Source organism: Leptolyngbya sp. 7M, from assembly GCF_018128485.1.
This window is the reverse complement of the sequence record NZ_CP070897.1, coordinates 1,518,265-1,538,761: the sequence shown is the minus strand read 5'-3', so window position 1 is coordinate 1,538,761 and position 20,497 is coordinate 1,518,265. Positions and strand designations below refer to the sequence as shown.

Genomic DNA, 20,497 nt, shown 5'->3' with positions numbered 1-20,497 from the left:
TTGACCGACAGCATCGAGAAGGGTTTTCAGGACAGGTCAACTGAATGAGGTGCCAGGCACCCGCTATGTTTCGAAAAACAAACCGGTCTTAAGATCGGTTTCGGCATTTTTTGTATTCAAGTGAACTTATTCGCATCGGGTGGCGAAGGGAGACGGTTATTACCGTCAAGTGAATAAACTACAGGAATGATTTACATCTGTCAACACTTTTTTACAATGTTGAACGATTTGTGAAAGAAATGTTGTCAATTTGATCAATAGCCTTTGCGGGCCCTAAACAAAGGCGGTTCAGGCTAGTTCGCTCTTGGCGATGCTTTCAATGTGGACTTCGTCAGGTCCATCTGCGATTCGAAGGCTGCGAGAGTAAATCCAAAACTGAGCAAGCGGAAGTTCCTGCGAAACGCCAGCACCTCCGTATACCTGAATTGTGCGGTCAATCACATTTAGGGCCATTCGGGGAACTATTGCCTTTATCATTGCGATCTCCTTCTTTGCAGCTTTATTCCCAGCGATATCCATCAGCCATGCGGTTCGTAAAACGAGGAGACGCGCCTGATCTATCTCACATCTTGCTTGCGCTATCCATTGTCGGATAATTCCTTGCTCGGAGATCGGCTTTCCGAATGCGGTACGTGCCTTTGCACGCCCTTTCATCAATTCGAGCGAACGCTCAGCAGCACCAATAAGCCGCATGCAGTGATGGACGCGGCCCGGGCCTAGCCGTCCCTGCGCGATCTCGAACCCTTTTCCTTCGCCAAGAAGGATGTTCTTCTTCGGAACGCGAACATCGGTGAATGAGATCTCGGCGTGGCCATTTGGTGCGTCGTCAAAACCGAATACGTTCAACAGCCGTTCGACCTTGACGCCGGGGGAATCCATCGGCACGAGCACCATCGATTGCTGCTGGTGCTTTGGCGCCTCCGGGTCGGTCTTTCCCATAAATATGACAAGCTTGCATCGGCGGTCGCCAGCGCCCGTTGACCACCATTTTCGGCCATTTAGAACATAGTCGTCGCCATCAGCGATGATAGACGCCTGAATATTGGTCGCATCGCTTGATGCTACGTTAGGCTCCGTCATCGCAAAACACGAACGTATCTCACCCGCAAGTAGCGGCTCGAGCCATTGCGCCTTCTGTTCTTCGGTCCCGTAGAGGTGCAGGACTTCCATGTTTCCCGTGTCGGGAGCCGAACAATTAAAGACCTCACTTGCCCAAACTACGCGACCCATTATCTCCGCAAGCGGCGCGTAATCTACATTCGACAAGCCGGAAATTTCTGGCAGGAAGAGATTCCACAGATCCGCCGCTTTCGCCTTCACTTTCAGTTGCTCGATAAGTTCGACCGGCTGCCAACGGTCCCCAGAGCTTATCTCGCCCTGAAAGTTCTGTTCGTTAGGATAAACATACTCATCCATGAACTCGGCGATACGTTTTTGCAGTCCGACAGACTTTGCAGAATAATTGAAGTCCATATTTGCCAAAGATTACCACAGGCCGCGGATATTGGAACGAACATTTGATGAATCATGAATAAGGACAGCGCGACGATACCCCGCCCGGGAGAAGAGCTTGACGCACGCTCGTTGGAAGAATTCCTTCGCAGCAGGATCCCTACGCCTTTCACGAAACTTGATATATTGCAATTCCCTGCCGGCAGTTCGAATCTTACTTATCTGATTCAGCTCGGTTCAACGCAGTATGTTCTCCGCCGACCTCCCTTCGGCAACACGGTAAAGACTGCCCACGATATGAAACGTGAGTATGAAGTGTTGTCACGGCTTGCCTTCGCCTATCCGCCTGCTCCGGAGCCGGTCCTGTTCTGCGACGATGAATCCGTAATTGGCGCAGAATTTTACTTGATGGAAAAGAAGAATGGCGTGATCATCCGGGGGCGCCTGCTCTACCTTTCCGATCGGATCTGGTTTGCGGGCCGCCGCCTGTGGCGATTCAATTACCGTTCGCTCCGGATCGGTCGCTGCCTTTGACGCAAATGTGGCCTTTGCGGACCTTCCAGCCGTATTTTTATTTGCTTTCGCAGCTTTGCTTACCCGGGCTGCTGAGGCAAGAGGTCTCTTCTCTTTGGCCTTTGCAGGTTTGGTTGCTGTTGCGGAAGCGGAACTCTGCGATGCTGGATTTTTATTCACCGTCTTCTTTACCGCTTTAAGTTTCTGACGAACACCTGTCCGGTCAGCCCTTGTTTCTATATTCTTATCCGTTTTTGTAGGCTTCTTCTTTCCCGGCTTTGCTTTTCCCATAGCCTCACCGGATTCGACCTTTGCAAGCCTCTCAACAAAAATACTGTGCACCTCGGCAAAAAGTTCTGCCTTCTCACGGCTTCGATCTGCCGGTGCCGCACCTCGTGTTTTGGTATTCGACACACTCGATCTAACTTGTTTGCGTTTTGCGTCAACTAGCTTATCCCGCAGCGTCCGGCTGCGCTTGACCAGGTTACGGAGGTCTTTCGCAGAATGCTTTGTAAGCTTCGGCGGACGAGCAGCATCATACAATTCCAGTTCTTTCGCGTTTGTCAGGGCTTTAGCCTGGTTCCTATTGAATTTCATATTTCAAGAATAACCGAAGATGGGCAGACAGGAAAAAGATGATAGGGCCGAATTCGGCGACGGAAAGGTTAATCAACGCTCAAGACCTGAGCCACGGTCTCCTTCTTGAGACGTTTTCCCTTACGGTCATTGTAATCACCGATTGATATCTGCGGATCACGCCATGCGTCAAGGTGGCCAACCTGGTGAACACATTGAATTGTACACGTCGGCGCACACCATTTTTCGGTGATGTACTCACGTTCCATATCCTCGCGGGTGTACTCAAGCAGCGGAATGCCAGGTGTCCCTCGCTGCTGTGAACACCAGCTGACTATTCCATTCTCATCGACATACAAATACCTTGCTCCGGCGCGACAACGCCACTGGTATTCCTTGCCATCAACAAGTGCATCCTGAAACCAATTCCAACGAGCGTACGACCGGGTTCCCTTTGCCTTGATCTCCCTGTAAACTTCCTTTTCGCGATCGGTTAGGCCCTTATTCAGCCCCATCTCATCATGTATCACACCTACGGTAGAGGAAAAACCAAGTTCTCGCGCGCGATTCGCAATGATCAAAGCCTCTTCCGGATTTGCCACACCGCCGCCAACAACCGAATTGATATTAACCTTGAATTTTGCATGGTCGCGTAAGTTTACAAGCTTTGCGTCAAGCACTTTCAGGCTTTTCTTTGAAACATCATCGGGAGTTACGTTGTCGATGGATATCTGTAAATAATCAAGTCCTGCTTCGTTCAGTTTCCTGATCTTATCCACCTGGAAATAGTAACCATTCGATATTAGTCCGGCGATCATTCCGTGATGGCGAATGCGGGCGATGACGTCGTATATCTCCGGGTGCATCATCGGTTCGCCGCCGGAGATCGTAACGACCGAAGTCCCAAATTCAGCAAGCTTGTCAATACGCTGCAGCATCGTATCGATCGGTACCGGATCGCTCGTTTTATCGTATTCATTGCAGTACGTACACGACAAATTACACCGCCGCATTGGCACGATATGTACCAAGACGGGATGTTTTGTCGAGGCGAACGCCCTTACCGTATGGCGAACACCGCGAGTGAACCTGCTGAATGAACTAGCTTTTGGCATTTAACAACCTACAATATCGATCGAAACCCATCAGACGGCTAGATCCGGTCTTTTAGGTTTCTGCACAAATATAAAATTATATTTCCAGCACCAGCCATAATCAAACCCAAGAAAATGGCCCCGAGGCAGCACCTCGGAGCCTACCCGGAAAGCTCGAAAAAACCTACTGCGCTATGATCTGCGTGTCCTTTTCAACCTTGACGCTAAATACTGACGCATTGATCCTTTCGTTGCGTCGTATCGCGCTGAACTGGAATGTATCCGTATCATTATTCTGTGCTGTTATACGGGCTTGGATCGGCATACCGTCGGAATTTACCCAAAGTTCCGCGAACTTAAAATCTTGCTTTGTTTTCGGATCAAGTTGTAAGTGCCAGACCTCGGTCCCGGCAAGCGTGACCTGCCCAATATACTTGACCTCATAATTCGCACGGAGGTCGGCCTCTGACATCGTAAGCATATTCAATGCCCCGCCACCGCTTTGGCGCGACCGTTGCGAATTCGTAGAACCACGATAGGCCATCTTACGCCCCGGAATATAAAGCTGATATTTGCCTTTTGCGACCGACAATATCTCTTCGCGCGGTCTTGTCCAGTCCAAACGAAAGGATACGTCCCTGCCTTTTCCCGGCACCATTACAAGCTTTCCGCTCCAGTTATCCGTCTCCCTCAGTTGAGCATTGTATTGCGTTCGGGTAACGTTAGATTGCAGCGAGCTGAGCGCCTTGTAGTGGCGGTCCATCCTGTTCAGGATCTCACGGATTATTTGTGCTTCGGCATTTATGGCCCCGAAGACGGTCGTGACTAAGAGTATTAATAGGAACTTGTATGCGAATTTATAAATGCCCATATCTATCGTAATAGAATTTTAATGTCTTTCCTTCATTTGCCAGGCCCAATTGTCCCGATGGTATTGACCCCACTTAACTTAATAATAAGATCAAAGCAGCCGCCTATTCTTTGACGGCAATAGCGTCTGTCCGGGTTGCAGGCCGATCTCGTTTTTCAAACCACGATTTCGGGGTCAGAAAGATGAACGCGACAATCACAAGGCAAAAAATAACGTAAACCGAAGTTTCGCGGCTGTATTCCCAGAGAATGAATTTCTTGATCAGATTCACGTTATTCGTCCACTCGTCCGTCCCGCATTCTGATCGTTCGTGAGCAGACGGCCGCTGCCTCCGGATTATGCGTGATCATTATTATTGTCTGGCTGAATTCTTTGTTCAGCTTTCTGAACATATCCAACACAATAGCTGAATTCTCCGTATCCAAATTGCCGGTTGGCTCATCAGCTAATATTATCGCCGGACTATTTATCACGGCCCGCGCCAGAGCCACCCGCTGCTGTTCGCCTCCGGACATTTCGAGCGGCTTGTGGTGCATTTTATCTTCAAGTTTCAAGAGCCGCAAAACCTCACGCCTGCCCGCGGCATCGCCCCCACCATTGCCGCTATGGATACGTTCGGCCAACTTAAGATTGCCTTCTGCGGTCAACGTTGGAAACAGATTGAAGCGTTGGAATACAAAGCCTATCTTACGTCGGCGTATCTCGGTGCGTTTTGCATCAGATAACTTCGAAATGTCTTCGCCATCGATCACTATTGAGCCGCTCGTAGGACTCAACAACCCGCCCAGCAAATGAAGAAGTGTGGATTTGCCGCAGCCGGACGGCCCCATGATCGCAACAAATTCTCCACGCTCAACAGCAAGAGAAACCCCGCGGAGTGCGGGGACATCGATCTTACCGATCCTGTAGGACTTTGTGAGGTCCTCTGTCTGAAGTATCGCGGCCATATCTAACGCTGAAATCGTGTCGAGCTATTTGCATTCGGGCGGTCTGCCGGCTTGGCGGACGGCGGCCGATTTGCCAATACCTCTGCCAGCTTCGCGTCAAGGTCCAAAACCTCCAAGCCCCAACTATTCTCCAGGACGAAGGCCGATTCCGGATAAGTATTGCCTATCTTGACCTCTGACGGGGTTTGATAGGTCAACCGCATAGAATAACGTTCCTGCGGACGTGTAACAAGGATCTGCAGAGGTAACCGATCATAGTCTGAGGACGGCCCAAGCTTTCCTTCAATTCCATAAGTAATATCAGATTCGAGTTCGCCGCGTGCATCAAAGATCTGCTGGCGGGCAAGACGGATCTTTACATTCCGGTCAAACCAAAAGCGCCTTACGATCACCAACTGTCCCTCGGCAGCACGAGCATATTCGTCTAGAAGATAATAGCCACGCGTAACCTTGCGGAGCTGTGATCGTTTTGGTTCGCGAATGTCTTCCTCTTCCTGAAATATGGTGCTTACCGCATAGAGATATTCATCACTCGTAGGACGAACAAGCATCGCATCCGTGAAATGCTGCGGACGAAGGTTTGAAAAGGCATTGACGTTCTGTTTGATGTCGCCGGAGATCGCACCATCCACCGCATCCAAGTTCTTCTGCAGGGCCGTGTAGTCTGCCTTGTTAGTTCCCATCACGAACTTCTTACAATTGCTGCAGTTGCCGGCCTGCAGCACCGCAACGCGAAACCTTTCGCCATCGGAAGTCATCTGAGCGACGTCTGATTTAATGAACGGAACCTGCACCTTTAAGAGAATGCTTGCCGGCCGTTGAACAACTACTTGGCCGTCTGCCGAACGATAGACCTCTTTACTGCCGAACTGGGCGAATGAATTATCCTCAAATTTGAGGTCCATCTTCGCACTCATTGAACCGACTCGGGCATAGCGGTTGACCTCGGCCATCAGTTGTTCCTGAGAGGCCTGAACTGTGCCAAGCAATGTCGGAGTGCGCTGCTCACTCTTGATCGAGATACAACCCGACCCGAACATTGAAGCTACGATCAAAATGAATAAAAGCTTTCTCAAAACTTTATTAGGCGAGCCTCTCCTAAAAGATGCGATTGCCTCAACTGCTGTTGTCCCTATAAATGGTCGAGCTTGGGCCCTCGCCCGTTAAACTTAAAATTCTAACACCCAAAACTGGTATTTCCCAACCAATGAAATACGCGAAAGGGAGAGCAGGAATGCCTCACCTTTCGCGCAAGAAAACGACTCCGATACTAAGATCAGCCCCCAAAAACTCCCTGTCCCCGGGTCAAATAATCCTGCATCGTGTATGCGAACATTATAGCTAGCCAAAAGAAGCTCGCCACCGCCGAAAGCCAGATCAGCTTAGGGCTCCAGTAAACATGCATAAAGAAAAGCATAACGAAGGTCATCTTCGTAAATGCGATCGCTAGAGCCAACAATGTGTTCGCGCCCGGAAAAAGGGTTCCGTCCAGATCCCAAAAGGACGACCAATACGTGAAAAGGGTGCCGATCACCAGCACGGCAAAAACCCCTAAATACCCTGGAAAGCCAATATGGCTCTCGTTGTGATCATCAGACATAAGACTTCCACCTAACTATGCAAGAAATGCCGTCCCAGCAAATAAAGGAGCGGGAACAAGAATATCCAAACAATATCTACAAAGTGCCAATAAAGCCCAGACATTTCGACCGGAGCATAATATTCGGCGCTGTAAGTATTTCGCCACGCCATGACCAACAGCCAAGTCATTATCCCAAGGCCGACGATCATATGAAGAGCATGAAGCCCCGTCATTACAAAATATATGTAATAGAAGATACGGATCTTGTCGCGATACTTGTCCGGGTCAAATACTCCGTTGGTGAAGTACCCAACGCGTTCCGCGTCAGTAAGATATCGCTTTCCGGTCTCCTTTTCCTTGGCGAGCCCATAGTCAACGACATGCGTACCGTAATTCCACTGAAATTCCCCACGAGGGTTTGGCGGTTTGGGCTTGCCTTCACTTGCGGCTGCTGCCTCAACCTTCGTTTCGATCAGAGGAATTGCAAAAGCTGAATCCCTTTTAACGGGTTCGGCCGCGTGTTGAACATCACCTCCCTTGGTCTTTTTGTTCCAACCCGTAACGGGCACGAGGCCACTATTGTACTTGTCCGTATATTCAATGACCTTTACACCAAGGAACACTGACCCGAAGAACATTGTCAGCAGGATCATTATCACCTGCATATTGCGATTTCCCCGCTGTGCGTAAAACACCGTAAGGGCCATCGTAAGACTGCTGACGATCAGCACAAGTGTATTCAATCCGCCCCAGAACGCGTCCAGATGATTACTTGCTTCCGCAAACGCTAAAGGGAATCTGGACCGAAAAACAAGATAGGCCGTAAACAGCCCGCCGAAGAACATGATCTCCTGCACAAGGAACATCCACATCCCAATGGATACCGACTCTTCTTGCTGCTTCATGTCCTCGAACTGGTGCTGCAGCCCGGGTGCGTGGTCATGTGTATCTGCGTGTGACGCCATCTTCTTTTTTTACTCACCGTAACCCGGCTGTTCCAAATACAAATAAACCTTTGCCGGTATTTACTCGATCCTAAGCTGTTACTACTTCCCTTTGTCTTCGTCGGGCTTCTTCAATATCCAGCCCGTTTTCTTCACTGAAATCGTAGGCTTCCCATGTTACTACCGGCATCTTCTCAAAATTTTCGGTCGGCGGCGGCGAACTTGTGCGCCATTCTAACCCCGGAAGCAACCATGGATTGTCCCCTGCCTTCTTTCCGTAGATCAGGGAATGAGTCAGATATACGACCGGCATCAAGAGTCCGACGCCAAGCACTGAAGCTCCGGCCGTAGAAAAGATATTAAGTACCTGAAATTCAGGCGGATAAGATGCATACCGTCTCGGCATCCCCTGATACCCAAGAATGAATTGCGGAAAGAATGTAAGGTTAAACCCGACAAAAACCAACATAGCCGAAATCTTTCCCCAGAATTCCGAGTACATCCTTCCGGTCATCTTCGGCCACCAATAGTGGATGCCGCCGAGATATGCGATCACCTGTCCGCCAACCATCACGTAGTGGAAGTGGGCAACTACAAAATAAGTATCAGTCAGATGTACTGTTAGACCGATGGAACCCAAGAATAATCCGGTCAAACCGCCAACAAGGAACAACCCAAGGAAACCTATCGCATACAGCATAGGCGTGTCATAGGAGATCGACCCCTTGTACATTGTGGCCGTCCAATTGAACATCTTGATCGCCGAAGGGACTGCGACCACCATCGTCAAGAACGAAAATACCAATCCGGCATAAATCGATTGTCCCGAAACGAACATATGGTGTCCCCAGACAAGGAAACCAAAAACCGCGATCGCGATCGACGAAAATGCAATAAATTCATATCCGAAGATCTTTTTACGCGAAAAGTTCGATATGAGCTCGGAAACGACGCCCATTCCCGGCAAGATCATTATGTAAACAGCCGGATGCGAATAGAACCAGAAAAGGTGCTGAAACAGGATCGGGTCCCCGCCTATTGCCGGATCGAATATACCAACTCCCGCCGCACGTTCGATCGCGAGCAAAAGGATCGTGATAGCAACGACCGGTGTTCCCAGTATCATCACCAGGCTAGTTGCATAGTTTGCCCAAACAAATAGCGGCATTCGGAACCACGTCATTCCCGGAGCCCGCATAGTATGTATGGTTACGATGAAGTTCAGGCCGGTCAATATCGACGAAAAGCCATTGATAAAGATCCCGAGTCCGACCGCCATCACATAGCTGTTCGAAAACGTGGTGCTGTAAGGCGTGTAGAATGTCCAACCCGTATCAACACCGCCCTGAAGTAGAGCATAGATGGTCAACAGTCCGCCCACCCAGTAGATATAAAGGCTTAAAAGGTTGATCCGCGGAAGTGCAAGATCTTTTGCTCCTATCATTATCGGAAGCAAAAAGTTACCCAAAATGGCCGGGATCGACGGGATCAGGAAGAAGAAGATCATCAAGATCCCGTGCTGAGTGAAGACTTTATTGTACGTTGCCGACTCGATAAGATCGGTTGCCGGTGTCAGCAATTCAAGCCGAATTACCGCGGCATACATACCGCCAGCCAGGAAGAAAAGCGAGACCGTGATCAAATACATTATCGCGATCCGCTTATGGTCCTTGGTCAGCAGCCAGGATTTGAGCGTCGTACCGTTGGTCAGATAATTCAGTTTTGGTTCGGCAGTCATTCCTGCATTCAATGCATCAGCGTTTTGCATAATCAATTACCACCTCCCGTATTGCTATTGGTGGCATTAGAGCCCTGAGCAGGAGCCGAAGTCATTTGCGAAGCCGGTGTGGATGAAGTTACTCCGCTAAGTGACTTGATGATTACACAGATCAGGCCAATCAAAATTTTGCCAAGGACCTAAAGGGTAAATTGATGCTGGCACACGGTGGAATGGATGACAATGTACCTCCGTACAATACATTGCTCGTTGTAGATGCCTTGATAAAAGCGAATAAGGATTTTGATTTGATCATTTATCCGAACGCACGGCATGGTTTTGCTGCTGACAACTGGTATATGATGCGTCGGCGTTGGGATTACTTTGTTAGACACTTAATGGGAGCTGAACCGCCTAGGGAGTACAAACTGACGCCAAAACAGGATCCGCGACTAACTCCGCAAAGATAACGACGAGTCTGAACAATAGCGAGCCTTCGCCATATCTTTTTTGACAGGGCTCGCTATTCGCCATCTTTTTCCAATAACTGGGTCTCTGCTTCGCTTTCGTCCGTGAAAAGTTGGCTGACCGGTGTGTGAACAGGAGGAAGCTCAGCATTATAAGACTGCATATCCTTTCTAAGCTGCTCTACCGCAGTTTGCCCGCGTTCGAAATCTTCGCGAGAGATCTTTAATGTGACCTTTCCATCTTGGTGGGGAAGTTCGGCCACAGCCGCAAATGATCTTGTGCGGATCTCTATCTTAGCTCCCCGTTTGAAGACGCCTTTCTTGAACTTCACATCGAGCAATTCTGCGATCGGCAATCGGATCTCTTGAACACCGCTGCCGATCATACCCAATAGCTTCGATTCAAATTCAAAGACGATACCGGCAGATGAAAATTTTGCGACACCGTTTACTGTGGAAAAGCCCTGATGCTTTTCAGCTTTGAACGGTACACTTGTGAAACCCGTGTTCATTTTATCTTAGGCTAAAGCCTCGTCCTCATCATCAGCATAATTGATAAGATCCTCATCTGTGCCTGCCGCTGCCCGCTTACTTAGAATACTAAGCCATAGGAATCCGGCCGTTCCGGCAGCGAGAGAGGCGACCAGAATTGCCATTTTAGACGAATTGACCGTTTTAAGCACAAAGTCGGCATCTGCTCCGACAAATGCAAGGTTCGAGATGAAGATCGACATGGTGAAACCGATCCCGCCGAGCATCCCGGCACCGAAGATGTGTTTCCACTTAAGATCCAACGGGAGCCTGGAGATTCCTAACATTACGGCAATGAAAGCGAGCAACGTTATGCCGATCGGCTTGCCAAGGAAAAGACCTAATATGATCCCAAGACTATTACTTGTCGTGAGGTCCGAAGCCCAATCGCCTCCGATAACTATACCCGTGTTGGCCAAGGCGAAGATCGGCAAGATAACAAATGCTACAGGCTTGTGAAGCATATGTTCAAGCCGGTAAGACGGAGACTTTTCGTCGTCGCGCTTGTGTGTGAATGGTATCGCAAAAGCTAACAGCACACCGGCAATGGTCGCATGAACACCCGATTTCAGCATAAAGAACCACATGAATACGCCGCCGATCAGGTATGGAACAAGGCTCATCACTCCAAGTCGGTTAAGAGCGATGAGGAGAGCGAAAACCGCGAGGGCAGACGCCAGATAAATGTAGGAAAGTTCGGCCGTATAGAACACGGCAATGATTATGATCGCTCCAAGGTCATCCATTACAGCCAGCGCGACAAGGAAAACCTTCAGCGATGCAGGAACCTTGCTGCCAAGTAGAGCAAGGACACCTATAGCAAATGCAATGTCCGTTGCCATCGGAATGCCGATGCCTGCTTGGGTCGGCGTGCCGGCATTGAAGCCAAAGTGCATAAGCGCGGGGAGAGCAAGGCCGCCGATAGCTCCAAATATCGGTAAGAGAGCATTCTTAAAATTTGAAAGTTCACCTGCGTAAAGCTCGCGCTCCAGCTCAAGCCCGATCAGGAAAAAGAAAATAACCATCAGGCCATCATTGACCCAATGCTCAATGCTTAGCTTTAGGAAGCCTTCTATGCCTAAGTAGGTTTTCAAATAAAAGTCCGGATATGCTTTGCCTATAACATTTGCCAGCGTAAGCGAAATGACGGTGCAAGCAACAAGGATTATCGCACCGGACTTCTCACTGTCAAAAAACTCCTTAAAGGCCTTAGTGAGCTTTTCATTCCTTATCCTAAGTATTGGTTTCATTGGTGGTCGATGTGGTCTTGGACAGAGTCTCTAAACAACAAAATAATGTGAAGGCCGGATCTTGCCGACCGGTTATTCCCAAAATGGTTAATGTGTTCCTATTAAATAGACTAATAGAATCGGCAGAAATTTCAATTTCTAAAGTGCCGAAAACTGGAAAATGGTAAACGGGTAAGCAAGTTGATGGCTAGCAGGAGCAATCCGCGATAATGGCTAATAATGCCTTCTTATCTGGGATAGAGTAAAAATAACGGCAGTGTTCCAAACCCAGCCAGTTGTGATCTCACGCAGCTTAAGAGCCTAGATCGGAGCTATTAAGCTCATGGCTCATACTGAAAGGCAATATTTTGGGAAGCTCCTAGATATTTCACTGAGGTCAGAGAGCTGAACAGATCGGCCCACATTTAGTTAATGGGTCTGGAAAACTAGTATGTGAATTTGTCCTCCGTGATGCTAAGAAATATCAAGGCAAACGAAAATATCCTGCAAATTGTTTTACAGGTTGACTTTATGAATGATCGTTAAGTGGTTATTTATTCCAGTTCATTTATTTCGTAGCTTGTGGTGATCATGGCGGTCGGGCGGACCGTTGCGGCGACTGAGCAGTATTTGGTGTCCGATAGCTGAATCGCATCGGCTAAAGCCTTTTCCGAAATGCCGCGTCCGCGCACGATATGGTTCAGGTGAAAGGCTGTGAATTTCCGGGGGTGTTCGTCAACACGGGTGCCTGTGATCTCAACCAGATATTCGCGGACGTCTTGGCGTTTTTTCTGCATTATGGAGATAACGTCCGCAGCCGTACAGGCAGCTACCGACACCAGTAGCATCTCAAGCGGTGATGGGGCGGATCGCCTATCTCCTTTGGTATCAATGGCTACCGAATTCCCGCTCGGTGTGGTGCCGATGAAAAGCTCGTCGCCCGCAAATCGTACCGTCGCTTTGTAGCCGCCTTCTGCCATTAGATCCTCCCGAATTCGTTCTATGAAACTTACCGAGATTCTAACATAGGCCGTGTGCCAATCGGGCTAACGAATACACCCGACAACGCAAGGCACGCAAAATGCTTCAAAGCAGATGCGGACGTGTGCCGCCGGCAATTATAATTTGGAGACATGACCATGAAACGTTTTCGAAGCCTGATCTCGGCATTTGTAGTGGCAGGGTTTACTTTTACATTCTTTGCGGCAAATGCTGATGCCCAGCGGCGTAATGAGAGGCAGATACGCGACACATTTCGCAGCCTTAACGCTCAATTTGACGATATGGCCGTTAACCTTCGGTTTCGGCTTAGAAGCTCTTCTGCTTCGCGACAAGTGCAGCAGGATGCACAGTCATCGCTTGATGCGATGAGCGAAGCGCTCAGAACATTTTCTTCTAATCTTGATCAACGCCGCGAGAACCGCAGCGATATGGAAGACATAATTTCCGCAGCTAACGATATCGAGGGTTTTCTTCGCGGAAATCCTCAGGGGCCTAGGGTCGAGGTTTCTTGGTCTGAAGTAAAGGCCTCGATCGGGCGACTCGCTTCTTACTACGGCATCACGCCGGATTGGTCAGGCAGGATCTCAAATGCTTCGCAAACCGGAGATTATGGGGATGACCGTTTCTTATCAAATTCTAATTTGAACGGTACGTACGATCTTGACCGTTCCCGAAGCGAACGGATTGCAGATGTGATCGGTTCAATACGCGTATCGGGCGAGCAGCGAAGAGATCTTGAATCAAAACTTGAAGCACCTGAGCAGATCGCGATAAGTGTTCGCGGTGAACGCGTTACGTTGGCATCCTCAAAAGGCTCGCCGATCACGTTAACGGCCGATGGGCGCGAGATGACGGAACAGTCAAATGGCCGTACTATCCGCGTCCGCGCAACGCTCCGCGGTGACGAATTGACCATATCAAGCATTGGCGGGGAAACGGATTACACAGTTACCTTTGTTTCCGAAAATAGTGGACGCGGATTAAAGGTAACGCGCCGCATCACGACCGAATATCTTAATGAGACGATATTTGCAGACAGCATATATTTAAAGACAGATCAGGTCGCGAAACTCGGTATCGAGAATAATGATTCAGACGACGGCTATTACGACGGTGCTGACGGCTATTCTTCGAATGATCCAGATGACCGCGTAGGTTCAAACAGCCCCAATCCGACGCTTAGCAAACCACGGATCGGTGAGTTTGTGGTTCCGAATGGAACAATCATCACAGGTGTGCTTGAGAACGAGGTAAACACGAAGGTCTCACAGAACAATGATAGATTTCGGATGACTGTCCAATCGCCGATAGAGTATCGAGGTGCGGTGATCGAAGGCTATATTTCTGGTGTCGGACGCTCAGGCCAGATCTCCGGGCGGGCGAATGTTACGTTCAACTTCGAACGCATAACCTTGCGCGACGGTAAAGCGTACGATTTCGGAGGCTTTGTGCAGTCCGTCAGAGACACACAAGGCAAAGAGATAAAGGTTGATAACGAGGGTACGGCTAAGAGTGATAGCCAGACGAATGAGACTGCGAAGCGCGGTGGTATTGGTGCCGGCCTTGGAGCATTGATCGGCGCGATAGCGGGCGGAGCCAAAGGAGCGGTTATTGGTGCAGTTATCGGAGGCGGTGCCGGTGCTGGCTCGGTTATCATTGGCGGCCGGGACGACATACGTCTAATGCCGGGTTCGACCGTAACGATTCAATCATCATCACCTATCCGACAGGATGGTCCCAGATAAAGACGTATATCTTCGGTATCTTTATGGGCGAGGCGTTTTAAACGCCTCGCTTTTTGCTTCCAGATACCAAGATAGAAAGAGTCTATGGTTTAATTTTCTTATGCCGCAGCAGCTTCCAGAAGATATAGAACAATACCGCGACAGAAAATGGCGCAGAGAAGATGCATACCGCATTGAGACCGTTGGACAGGTTGAAGATATGATCAATGACCTGGGAATGTGTTTGGGACTTACCGATCATAGAAAAGGAATGCCATCTGTTTATATTGCCGTTTGTGGACGGCGCGACGCACATATGCCTAGGAACGTTCAGAAGGATCCGGAGGCAAGCCGAGCGTGGGTGTTAAAAGATGAGGTCATTGCGCACGGTAAGATGTATTACGGGAAGATCTACAAGGGGCATTCGATGTTCCTGGCTCCGCGAATGATACCTGTATTCAATGCTATCTGGGGCTGTTCGAAAAAGGGTGAGAGCGGAGTTTTGTCTAAAAATGCTCAGAAGGTGCTGCAGATCCTGCGAAAAGAATGGGAGATGGCAACTGCCGATCTGCGCGAAGCGTGTGGATTTAGTGACAAGAAAGATCTAACAAAGGCCTTGGATGAGCTTCAAAAGCGGATGAAGGTAATTCCGCAAGAAGTGGTTTACGTGCCTAAGTTCACATACATCTGGACACTCGCCGAAGCCAGATTCCCGAAGGAAATGAGCATCAAAATGGCAAGGGAAGATGCGGTTCGCGAGCTGGCACGTTGTTATCTTCAAATGTGTGGGATGACCCTCGTGGGCGAACTTTCCGGCAAGTTCGGATTCTATCGCTGGGAGTCAGGGAAGGCAAATCATCAACTTGTTGACGAGGGTTTCTCCGAACGGATAGCGAAGGGGGTTTATAAACTTGCTAAACTGTAAATATGAACGCTAGCAGCGACCGCATCGTCAGCGATAGAGATCGAAGATGAGACGGTGCCTTTATAAAAACCAATGTAGCCGATTGCCGACCAATACCCGTTCATTCCTTACAGTACCAACTTTATTTAAAACTTGTGGTCAGGGGCTCGCTTCTCCGCTAATGTACCCTGGGCTTGAATACGATTCAGCCCATTCCTTTAAGCTACAAAGGGAGGGGAAGCCGCCGGGAAGCGGTTTCCCTTTATTTGGAGACGTAAAAAGATCCTTAGCTGAATAAAACAGCCAAGGATCTCTGATTTTCGGGAAGTCCTTTTACTGCTTGCTACAAAGGGGCCAAACGGATATCAAAACATTCCTTTGATGTACTCTTCCAGCCAGTGGAAAAAACAACCACAGGCATTCGGGTCGCATTCTTTCGAATCGATCCGGACACCTTTGTCGTCATGACAGCGTTGATACGATTTCTCGTTAAAGATAACCGCATACGCCGCACCGGCCGAAACAGAGATAATCGAAAGAAGGAGCATCAATGATGCGATTCGTTTTTTCATCAACTTGACTCCTCTTTTGGTGCGGGTGCCGAAAGCGGAAAAACGGCGCCGCGGGCACCCCTTCCGCGACGCTACCATAGGGTAATAAGAATTTTACATAGACAACACAGAAACATCAATATAAATTCTTGCCGGCCGGCATAATGTTTACGTGCTCATCTGTGCTTTTGATGTTAAACAAACAGATTACTAAATCTAATATTTCATCAGTTCCTGCACCGCGGTCTCGACGTCCTCGCTTTGCGGCAGGATGAAATCCTCGACCTGCGGGGCATATGCGACAAAGGTATCAGTAGCCCCGACGCGGCGCACCGGAGCATCGAGGTATTCGAAAAGCTCGTTCGAGATGCGTGCGGCGATCTCGGCCCCGTAGCCGTACGAGATCGGGTCTTCGTGTGCCACGAGTACGCGGCTGGTCTTTTTAACGGACTCAGCGATGGCTTCCCAATCGTAAGGAACAAGCGTGCGAAGATCGATCAGCTCAACAGAAATACCTTGCTGTTCGAGCCGTTTCGCGGCCTGATTCGAACGTTCGACCAGTGCGCCGAACGTAACAATGGTAACGTCGGTTCCTTCGCGGACGGTCTTTGCTTTGCCGAACGGGATCAGGAACTCGCTGCCGGGATAGGCCGACTTGTTGTAAACCTGACGATAAAGGTGCTTGTGTTCGAGGAACAATACCGGATCGTCGCAGCGGATCGACGTGCGTAGCAGGCCGTTGGCATCGAGCGCCGTAGCCGGATAAACGATGCGAAGCCCGGGCGTATGAGCAAAAAGCGTGGTGCCAGATTGCGAGTGGTAAACTGCACCGCCTTTCAGGTAGCCGCCGACGGGTACACGAATTACCATCGGGCATTTGGTGTCGCCGTCGCTTCGCCATCTGGTCAGCGCGACCTCGTTGCGGATCTGCATCATCGCCGGGAAGATGTAGTCAAAGAACTGTATCTCGACGACCGGCTTCAGGCCGCGGATTGCCATGCCGACGGCACGGCCGATGATGTTCGCTTCGGCGAGCGGCGAATTGAAAACGCGTGCCGAGCCGAATTTTCTTTGCAGGTTGGCCGTTACCTTGAACACGCCGCCTTTGCCTTTCACGATGTCGAGATATTCCTCGCGCGAGCAATCGGCAACATCTTCACCGAAAACGACAATGCGCGGATCGCGTTCCATTTCCTCGTGCATGCAGCGATTGATCAGATCAACCATCGTGCCCGGATTGCCTGATAATTCCGCTCCGTTCTCTGTATCAAACAACTTACGGTCGGTCGGATCGACATCGGGAGAAAAGACGTTGCGAAGCGCGGATTCGGGCGGCGGCTGCGGCGTTTCGACCGCGATGTCTGCGGCCTTGTTGACCTCGGCATCGACCTCTTTGCGAAGCTCTTCAAGCTTTTCCGACGTAATGATGCCCTCAGTCATCAGAAACTCGGCGAATGTGCGTATCGGGTCGATCGCGGCGTCGGCATCGCGCTCTTCGTCGGGGCGATAGAGCTTTTCATCATCTGACAGCGAGTGCGAATACGGACGAATGACCTTGCCATGGACAAATGCGGGGCCTTTGCGTTCGCGGCAGTATTCGACCGCGCGTTTGAACGCAGCGTAAGAATCGAGCGGATCGGTTCCGTCGCATTTTTGAATGAAGAGGTTCGGGAAGCCGGAAACGAGTTTAGAGATATCGCCGCCCGCCGTGTTCACCTCGACGGGGACCGATGGCCGATACGCTGATAGGCCTCGAACTGCTGAGCGTAACCGCGGATCCGGGCGAGCTTTGCCTTTTCGAATTCGGCCTGTGTGATCGGCTTCTCACCGGCGATGTATCGAAGCTCCTTCATAAACTCGACGATAGATTCCTTCGTCTTGTCGGTCTGCACGCCACCGTTCGCTATCCATGCACCTGCGGTTGAGTAATGCTGCGGGAATGCAAAAACACCATATGAATATCCCTTTTCCTCACGAAGATTCAGATTCAGCCGGGTTCCGAATCCGCCACCGTAAACAGCGTTGGCAAGCGACAAAGCATAATAATCCTGCGACTTACGTTCGGGTGCGTTAAGAATGTGCGAAACGACCGTCTGGGCTGCCCCGGGGCGGTCAACCAGATAAACTTTCCCGCTAGACATCGGCCGTTTTGCCGGGATATTCATCGCCGGAGCAGAACCGCCAGACCAAGAGCCGAAATGTTTCCTGGCCGCTGCAACCGCATCGTTCAAAGTAACATCACCGACAAATATCATTGCCGATGATCCCGGCTTCCAACGCTCTTGATGAAACCGGACGAGATCATCGCGGGTGATCGTAGCGACAGACCCCGGCAAACCGCCTGCCGGCCTTCCGTATGGATGATCCGCACCATATGCGATCATTGCAGCAACCCGATTAGCGACCGAATTCGGATTATTTGCCGCCTGCTTAAGTCCATCAAGCGTCAATTGCTTTTCCTTTTCGAATTCGTCGGCCGGAAACGAAGGGTTCAGCACAACATCTGACATCACGGCCAATAGCGAATCAAGATCGCGGGTCAACACCTCACTGCCAAGCGTTGCATATTCGCGGTTTGCCTGACCTGAAATATTGGTGCCAAGATCACCTAAAGCCTCGTCTATCTGCAATGCCTGCTTGGTTTTTGTGCCGCGGCGGAGCATACGCGCGGTCATCGCGGCAATTCCTTCTTTTCCGCTCGCGTCTGCGATGGTCCCCGCACGAGTTGCCATCCCGACCAATACCTTCGGAAGCTCAGGCTTTTCAACAACAAAAACCTCCAGTCCATTCTCTAACTTCGCCGTCTTTACCGAAGGAGCCGTGAACGGACGGTCACCGCCGAGCGGAGGCATTTGTGAACGATCTACAGCAATATCAAGCGCTCGGCTGGATGGCTCCGGACGGAATCTTACAAGCACCCTTTTGTTCGTGTTCAGATACTCAGCGACGGCCCTCTGAAGGCTTTCACGCGTTACTGCTCGATGTCGGGCAACATCCTCATCAAACATTCCGGGATCGCCCAAAAAGGTATTGTATTGGTTGAGCCTGTCAGACTTTCCGCCAAAACCACCGATGCTCTCGAGTCCCGAAACGAACTGATATTCCCAACGTGTTTTCGCCCTCGCGAGTTCGGCTTCGGTTGGACCTTGCTGCGCAAGTTTTGCGATCTCTTCAATAACTGCCTTTTCCACATCCTCAAGTTTTACGCCGGGCCGGGCTGTCGCCAACAATCCGAACCAGCCCGCGAGCGGTTGGCCGCTCTGAAATGCGGCAACGTTTGTCGCGAGCTGCTTTTCATACACCAATGAACGCTGAAGCCTGGATGAGAGTCCTGTTGTTAGAATAGAAGCGGCAAGATTCATTTCTGCATCGCCTGCATCGAAATATGCCGGTGAGTGCCAACCGAAATATGTCCGCTCCTGGGGCACGCGGTCGCGAACCTCGACGATCTTTTCAGAACCAATAGATACCTTTCCTTTTGCGGGCCGCTCAAGCGCCGGCCCGGGCGGGATGGTGCCAAAATATTTCTCGACAAGCCGTTTTGCTTCGGCAGGGTCGAAATCACCCGAGATCACCAGCGAAAGATTGTTCGGCGTGTAAAACCTACGAAAGAAATCCTTGACATCGTCCAGCGTGGCTGCCGCCAAGTCTTCGTGAACCCCGATGACATCAGATTGATAGGGATGCCCGGCGGGGAATAATGCCTCGCCGAGCAGCTTGAATGAGCGACCGTAGGGCTGATTCTCAAGGCCTTGGCGGCGTTCATTTCGCACGACCATTATTTGGTTATCAAGCGATTCCTTGGTCAGGGCCTCAGGAAGCGTTGCAAGACGATCAGCTTCCAGCCATAGAAGATTTTCCAGATTTCCCGATGGGACGGTTGCAAAATAATTTGTGCGGTCCTGGTTCGTCGTGCCGTTCACACCGCCTTCAAGCAGGTTAGCCCCCGCCGCCTCAACATAGTCAAAATATTCCTTTGTTGCATTCTTCGATCCCTGGAACATCATATGCTCAAAAAGATGGGCGAAGCCGCTCCGGCCAAGCCGTTCATTTGCTGATCCGACGAAGAACCACTGATTCACATGCACTACCGGCAATTTCCGGTCCACGTGGAGGATCACTTGCAGACCGTTCGGAAGCGTAAATTTTTCAAATTCGATCTTTGGAACTGATGAGGCGGTCTGTGCATTGACGGCAACCGATGAAAGCGGCACAAATACCAGCGAAAGAACTATGAACAGCGCGATCTGGGCACGAAAAACCTTGGACATATGTTGCTCCTGTGGAAACGTAAGTTTATATGTATGATTCGATTATACGGAAATCTCTGTTCTTACCTACGTCAATGATAACGAATTTGTTTCCGCATTGCGGACGCGCTCGCATGTAATGG

The 20,497-nt window shown here is 50.1% G+C and carries 19 protein-coding genes and 1 pseudogene; 5 read left to right on the top strand and 15 right to left on the bottom strand.

The window, feature by feature from the left end; all coding sequences use genetic code 11:
• Positions 1–288 precede the first annotated feature (288 nt).
• Complete coding sequence (locus JVX88_RS07285) at positions 289–1,473, bottom strand: acyl-CoA dehydrogenase family protein (protein ID WP_211626672.1); 1,185 nt, start codon at positions 1,471–1,473, stop codon at positions 289–291.
• A 54-nt stretch (positions 1,474–1,527) separates the two neighbouring features.
• Between JVX88_RS07285 and JVX88_RS43910 the strand changes: the two genes are divergently transcribed.
• Positions 1,528–1,986, top strand: coding sequence for a phosphotransferase family protein (locus JVX88_RS43910; RefSeq protein ID WP_211626671.1), 459 nt, complete (start codon positions 1,528–1,530; stop codon positions 1,984–1,986).
• 7 nt (positions 1,987–1,993) lie between these two features.
• Complete coding sequence (locus JVX88_RS43905; protein ID WP_211626670.1) at positions 1,994–2,173, top strand: hypothetical protein; 180 nt, start codon at positions 1,994–1,996, stop codon at positions 2,171–2,173.
• Between the two features lie 457 nt (positions 2,174–2,630).
• Here the strand turns inward: JVX88_RS43905 and JVX88_RS07270 are convergent, their stop codons facing one another.
• The 8 genes from JVX88_RS07270 to ctaD all read right to left on the bottom strand — a co-directional run bounded on the left by JVX88_RS07270 (position 2,631) and on the right by ctaD (position 9,747).
• Positions 2,631–3,656, bottom strand: a complete 1,026-nt coding sequence (locus JVX88_RS07270) for a radical SAM protein (RefSeq protein ID WP_211626669.1) — start codon at positions 3,654–3,656, stop codon at positions 2,631–2,633.
• A gap of 163 nt (positions 3,657–3,819) precedes the next feature.
• On the bottom strand, positions 3,820–4,506 hold the full coding sequence (locus JVX88_RS07265) for a LolA family protein (RefSeq protein ID WP_211626668.1): 687 nt from the start codon (positions 4,504–4,506) through the stop codon (positions 3,820–3,822).
• A 103-nt stretch (positions 4,507–4,609) separates the two neighbouring features.
• Positions 4,610–4,777 (bottom strand): hypothetical protein, encoded by a 168-nt coding sequence (locus tag JVX88_RS07260; RefSeq protein ID WP_211626667.1) that lies wholly within the window; start codon positions 4,775–4,777, stop codon positions 4,610–4,612.
• 1 nt (position 4,778) lies between these two features.
• On the bottom strand, positions 4,779–5,453 hold the full coding sequence (locus JVX88_RS07255; protein ID WP_211626666.1) for an ABC transporter ATP-binding protein: 675 nt from the start codon (positions 5,451–5,453) through the stop codon (positions 4,779–4,781).
• A gap of 2 nt (positions 5,454–5,455) precedes the next feature.
• Positions 5,456–6,529 carry a hypothetical protein gene (locus JVX88_RS07250; protein ID WP_211626665.1) on the bottom strand — a complete coding sequence of 358 codons (1,074 nt, stop codon included), beginning with the start codon at positions 6,527–6,529 and terminating at the stop codon, positions 5,456–5,458.
• Positions 6,530–6,729: 200 nt separating this feature from the next.
• Positions 6,730–7,053, bottom strand: coding sequence for a cytochrome C oxidase subunit IV family protein (locus JVX88_RS07245; RefSeq protein WP_211626664.1), 324 nt, complete (start codon positions 7,051–7,053; stop codon positions 6,730–6,732).
• A gap of 11 nt (positions 7,054–7,064) precedes the next feature.
• Complete coding sequence (locus JVX88_RS07240) at positions 7,065–8,000, bottom strand: cytochrome c oxidase subunit 3 (RefSeq protein WP_211626663.1); 936 nt, start codon at positions 7,998–8,000, stop codon at positions 7,065–7,067.
• A 70-nt stretch (positions 8,001–8,070) separates the two neighbouring features.
• Positions 8,071–9,747 carry a cytochrome c oxidase subunit I gene (ctaD, locus tag JVX88_RS07235; protein WP_211626662.1) on the bottom strand — a complete coding sequence of 559 codons (1,677 nt, stop codon included), beginning with the start codon at positions 9,745–9,747 and terminating at the stop codon, positions 8,071–8,073.
• A gap of 125 nt (positions 9,748–9,872) precedes the next feature.
• Between ctaD and JVX88_RS07230 the strand changes: the two are divergent.
• Positions 9,873–10,166 (top strand): annotated as a pseudogene (locus JVX88_RS07230) (alpha/beta hydrolase family protein); the annotation flags it as partial.
• A gap of 53 nt (positions 10,167–10,219) precedes the next feature.
• Here the strand turns inward: JVX88_RS07230 and JVX88_RS07225 are convergent.
• The 3 genes from JVX88_RS07225 to JVX88_RS07215 all read right to left on the bottom strand — a co-directional run bounded on the left by JVX88_RS07225 (position 10,220) and on the right by JVX88_RS07215 (position 12,903).
• Complete coding sequence (locus JVX88_RS07225) at positions 10,220–10,675, bottom strand: hypothetical protein (RefSeq protein ID WP_211626660.1); 456 nt, start codon at positions 10,673–10,675, stop codon at positions 10,220–10,222.
• Between the two features lie 6 nt (positions 10,676–10,681).
• Complete coding sequence (nhaA, locus tag JVX88_RS07220) at positions 10,682–11,944, bottom strand: Na+/H+ antiporter NhaA (RefSeq protein ID WP_211626659.1); 1,263 nt, start codon at positions 11,942–11,944, stop codon at positions 10,682–10,684.
• Between the two features lie 533 nt (positions 11,945–12,477).
• The gene (locus JVX88_RS07215; RefSeq protein WP_211626658.1) at positions 12,478–12,903 is read right to left on the bottom strand and encodes an OsmC family protein; all 426 of its coding nucleotides are present in this window, start codon (positions 12,901–12,903) and stop codon (positions 12,478–12,480) included.
• A gap of 159 nt (positions 12,904–13,062) precedes the next feature.
• On the opposite strand from JVX88_RS07215, the gene JVX88_RS07210 reads away from it, so the two are divergent.
• On the top strand, positions 13,063–14,670 hold the full coding sequence (locus JVX88_RS07210; RefSeq protein ID WP_211626657.1) for a hypothetical protein: 1,608 nt from the start codon (positions 13,063–13,065) through the stop codon (positions 14,668–14,670).
• A gap of 100 nt (positions 14,671–14,770) precedes the next feature.
• Complete coding sequence (locus JVX88_RS07205; protein ID WP_211626656.1) at positions 14,771–15,574, top strand: hypothetical protein; 804 nt, start codon at positions 14,771–14,773, stop codon at positions 15,572–15,574.
• A 344-nt stretch (positions 15,575–15,918) separates the two neighbouring features.
• On the opposite strand, the gene JVX88_RS07200 is transcribed toward JVX88_RS07205, so the two are convergent.
• The 3 genes from JVX88_RS07200 to JVX88_RS07190 form a co-directional block, all read right to left on the bottom strand.
• Positions 15,919–16,125, bottom strand: coding sequence for a hypothetical protein (locus JVX88_RS07200; protein ID WP_211626655.1), 207 nt, complete (start codon positions 16,123–16,125; stop codon positions 15,919–15,921).
• 195 nt (positions 16,126–16,320) lie between these two features.
• The gene (locus JVX88_RS07195; RefSeq protein ID WP_211626654.1) at positions 16,321–17,820 is read right to left on the bottom strand and encodes a transketolase C-terminal domain-containing protein; all 1,500 of its coding nucleotides are present in this window, start codon (positions 17,818–17,820) and stop codon (positions 16,321–16,323) included.
• Positions 17,817–20,375, bottom strand: coding sequence for a M16 family metallopeptidase (locus JVX88_RS07190; RefSeq protein WP_211626653.1), 2,559 nt, complete (start codon positions 20,373–20,375; stop codon positions 17,817–17,819). Before JVX88_RS07190 ends, JVX88_RS07195 begins: the two co-directional genes overlap by 4 nt.
• Positions 20,376–20,497: the final 122 nt, after the last annotated feature.

Coding starts and splice junctions, on each gene's coding strand:
- JVX88_RS07190 (WP_211626653.1), bottom strand. CDS start 20,375: ATGTCCAAGGTTTTTCGTGCCCAGATCGCGCTGTTCATAGTTCTTTCG.
- nhaA (WP_211626659.1), bottom strand. CDS start 11,944: ATGAAACCAATACTTAGGATAAGGAATGAAAAGCTCACTAAGGCCTTT.
- ctaD (WP_211626662.1), bottom strand. CDS start 9,747: ATGCAAAACGCTGATGCATTGAATGCAGGAATGACTGCCGAACCAAAA.
- JVX88_RS07255 (WP_211626666.1), bottom strand. CDS start 5,453: ATGGCCGCGATACTTCAGACAGAGGACCTCACAAAGTCCTACAGGATC.
- JVX88_RS07245 (WP_211626664.1), bottom strand. CDS start 7,053: ATGTCTGATGATCACAACGAGAGCCATATTGGCTTTCCAGGGTATTTA.
- JVX88_RS07215 (WP_211626658.1), bottom strand. CDS start 12,903: ATGGCAGAAGGCGGCTACAAAGCGACGGTACGATTTGCGGGCGACGAG.
- JVX88_RS07265 (WP_211626668.1), bottom strand. CDS start 4,506: ATGGGCATTTATAAATTCGCATACAAGTTCCTATTAATACTCTTAGTC.
- JVX88_RS43910 (WP_211626671.1), top strand. CDS start 1,528: ATGAATAAGGACAGCGCGACGATACCCCGCCCGGGAGAAGAGCTTGAC.
- JVX88_RS07270 (WP_211626669.1), bottom strand. CDS start 3,656: ATGCCAAAAGCTAGTTCATTCAGCAGGTTCACTCGCGGTGTTCGCCAT.
- JVX88_RS07240 (WP_211626663.1), bottom strand. CDS start 8,000: ATGGCGTCACACGCAGATACACATGACCACGCACCCGGGCTGCAGCAC.
- JVX88_RS07200 (WP_211626655.1), bottom strand. CDS start 16,125: ATGAAAAAACGAATCGCATCATTGATGCTCCTTCTTTCGATTATCTCT.
- JVX88_RS07210 (WP_211626657.1), top strand. CDS start 13,063: ATGAAACGTTTTCGAAGCCTGATCTCGGCATTTGTAGTGGCAGGGTTT.
- JVX88_RS07205 (WP_211626656.1), top strand. CDS start 14,771: ATGCCGCAGCAGCTTCCAGAAGATATAGAACAATACCGCGACAGAAAA.
- JVX88_RS07225 (WP_211626660.1), bottom strand. CDS start 10,675: ATGAACACGGGTTTCACAAGTGTACCGTTCAAAGCTGAAAAGCATCAG.
- JVX88_RS07285 (WP_211626672.1), bottom strand. CDS start 1,473: ATGGACTTCAATTATTCTGCAAAGTCTGTCGGACTGCAAAAACGTATC.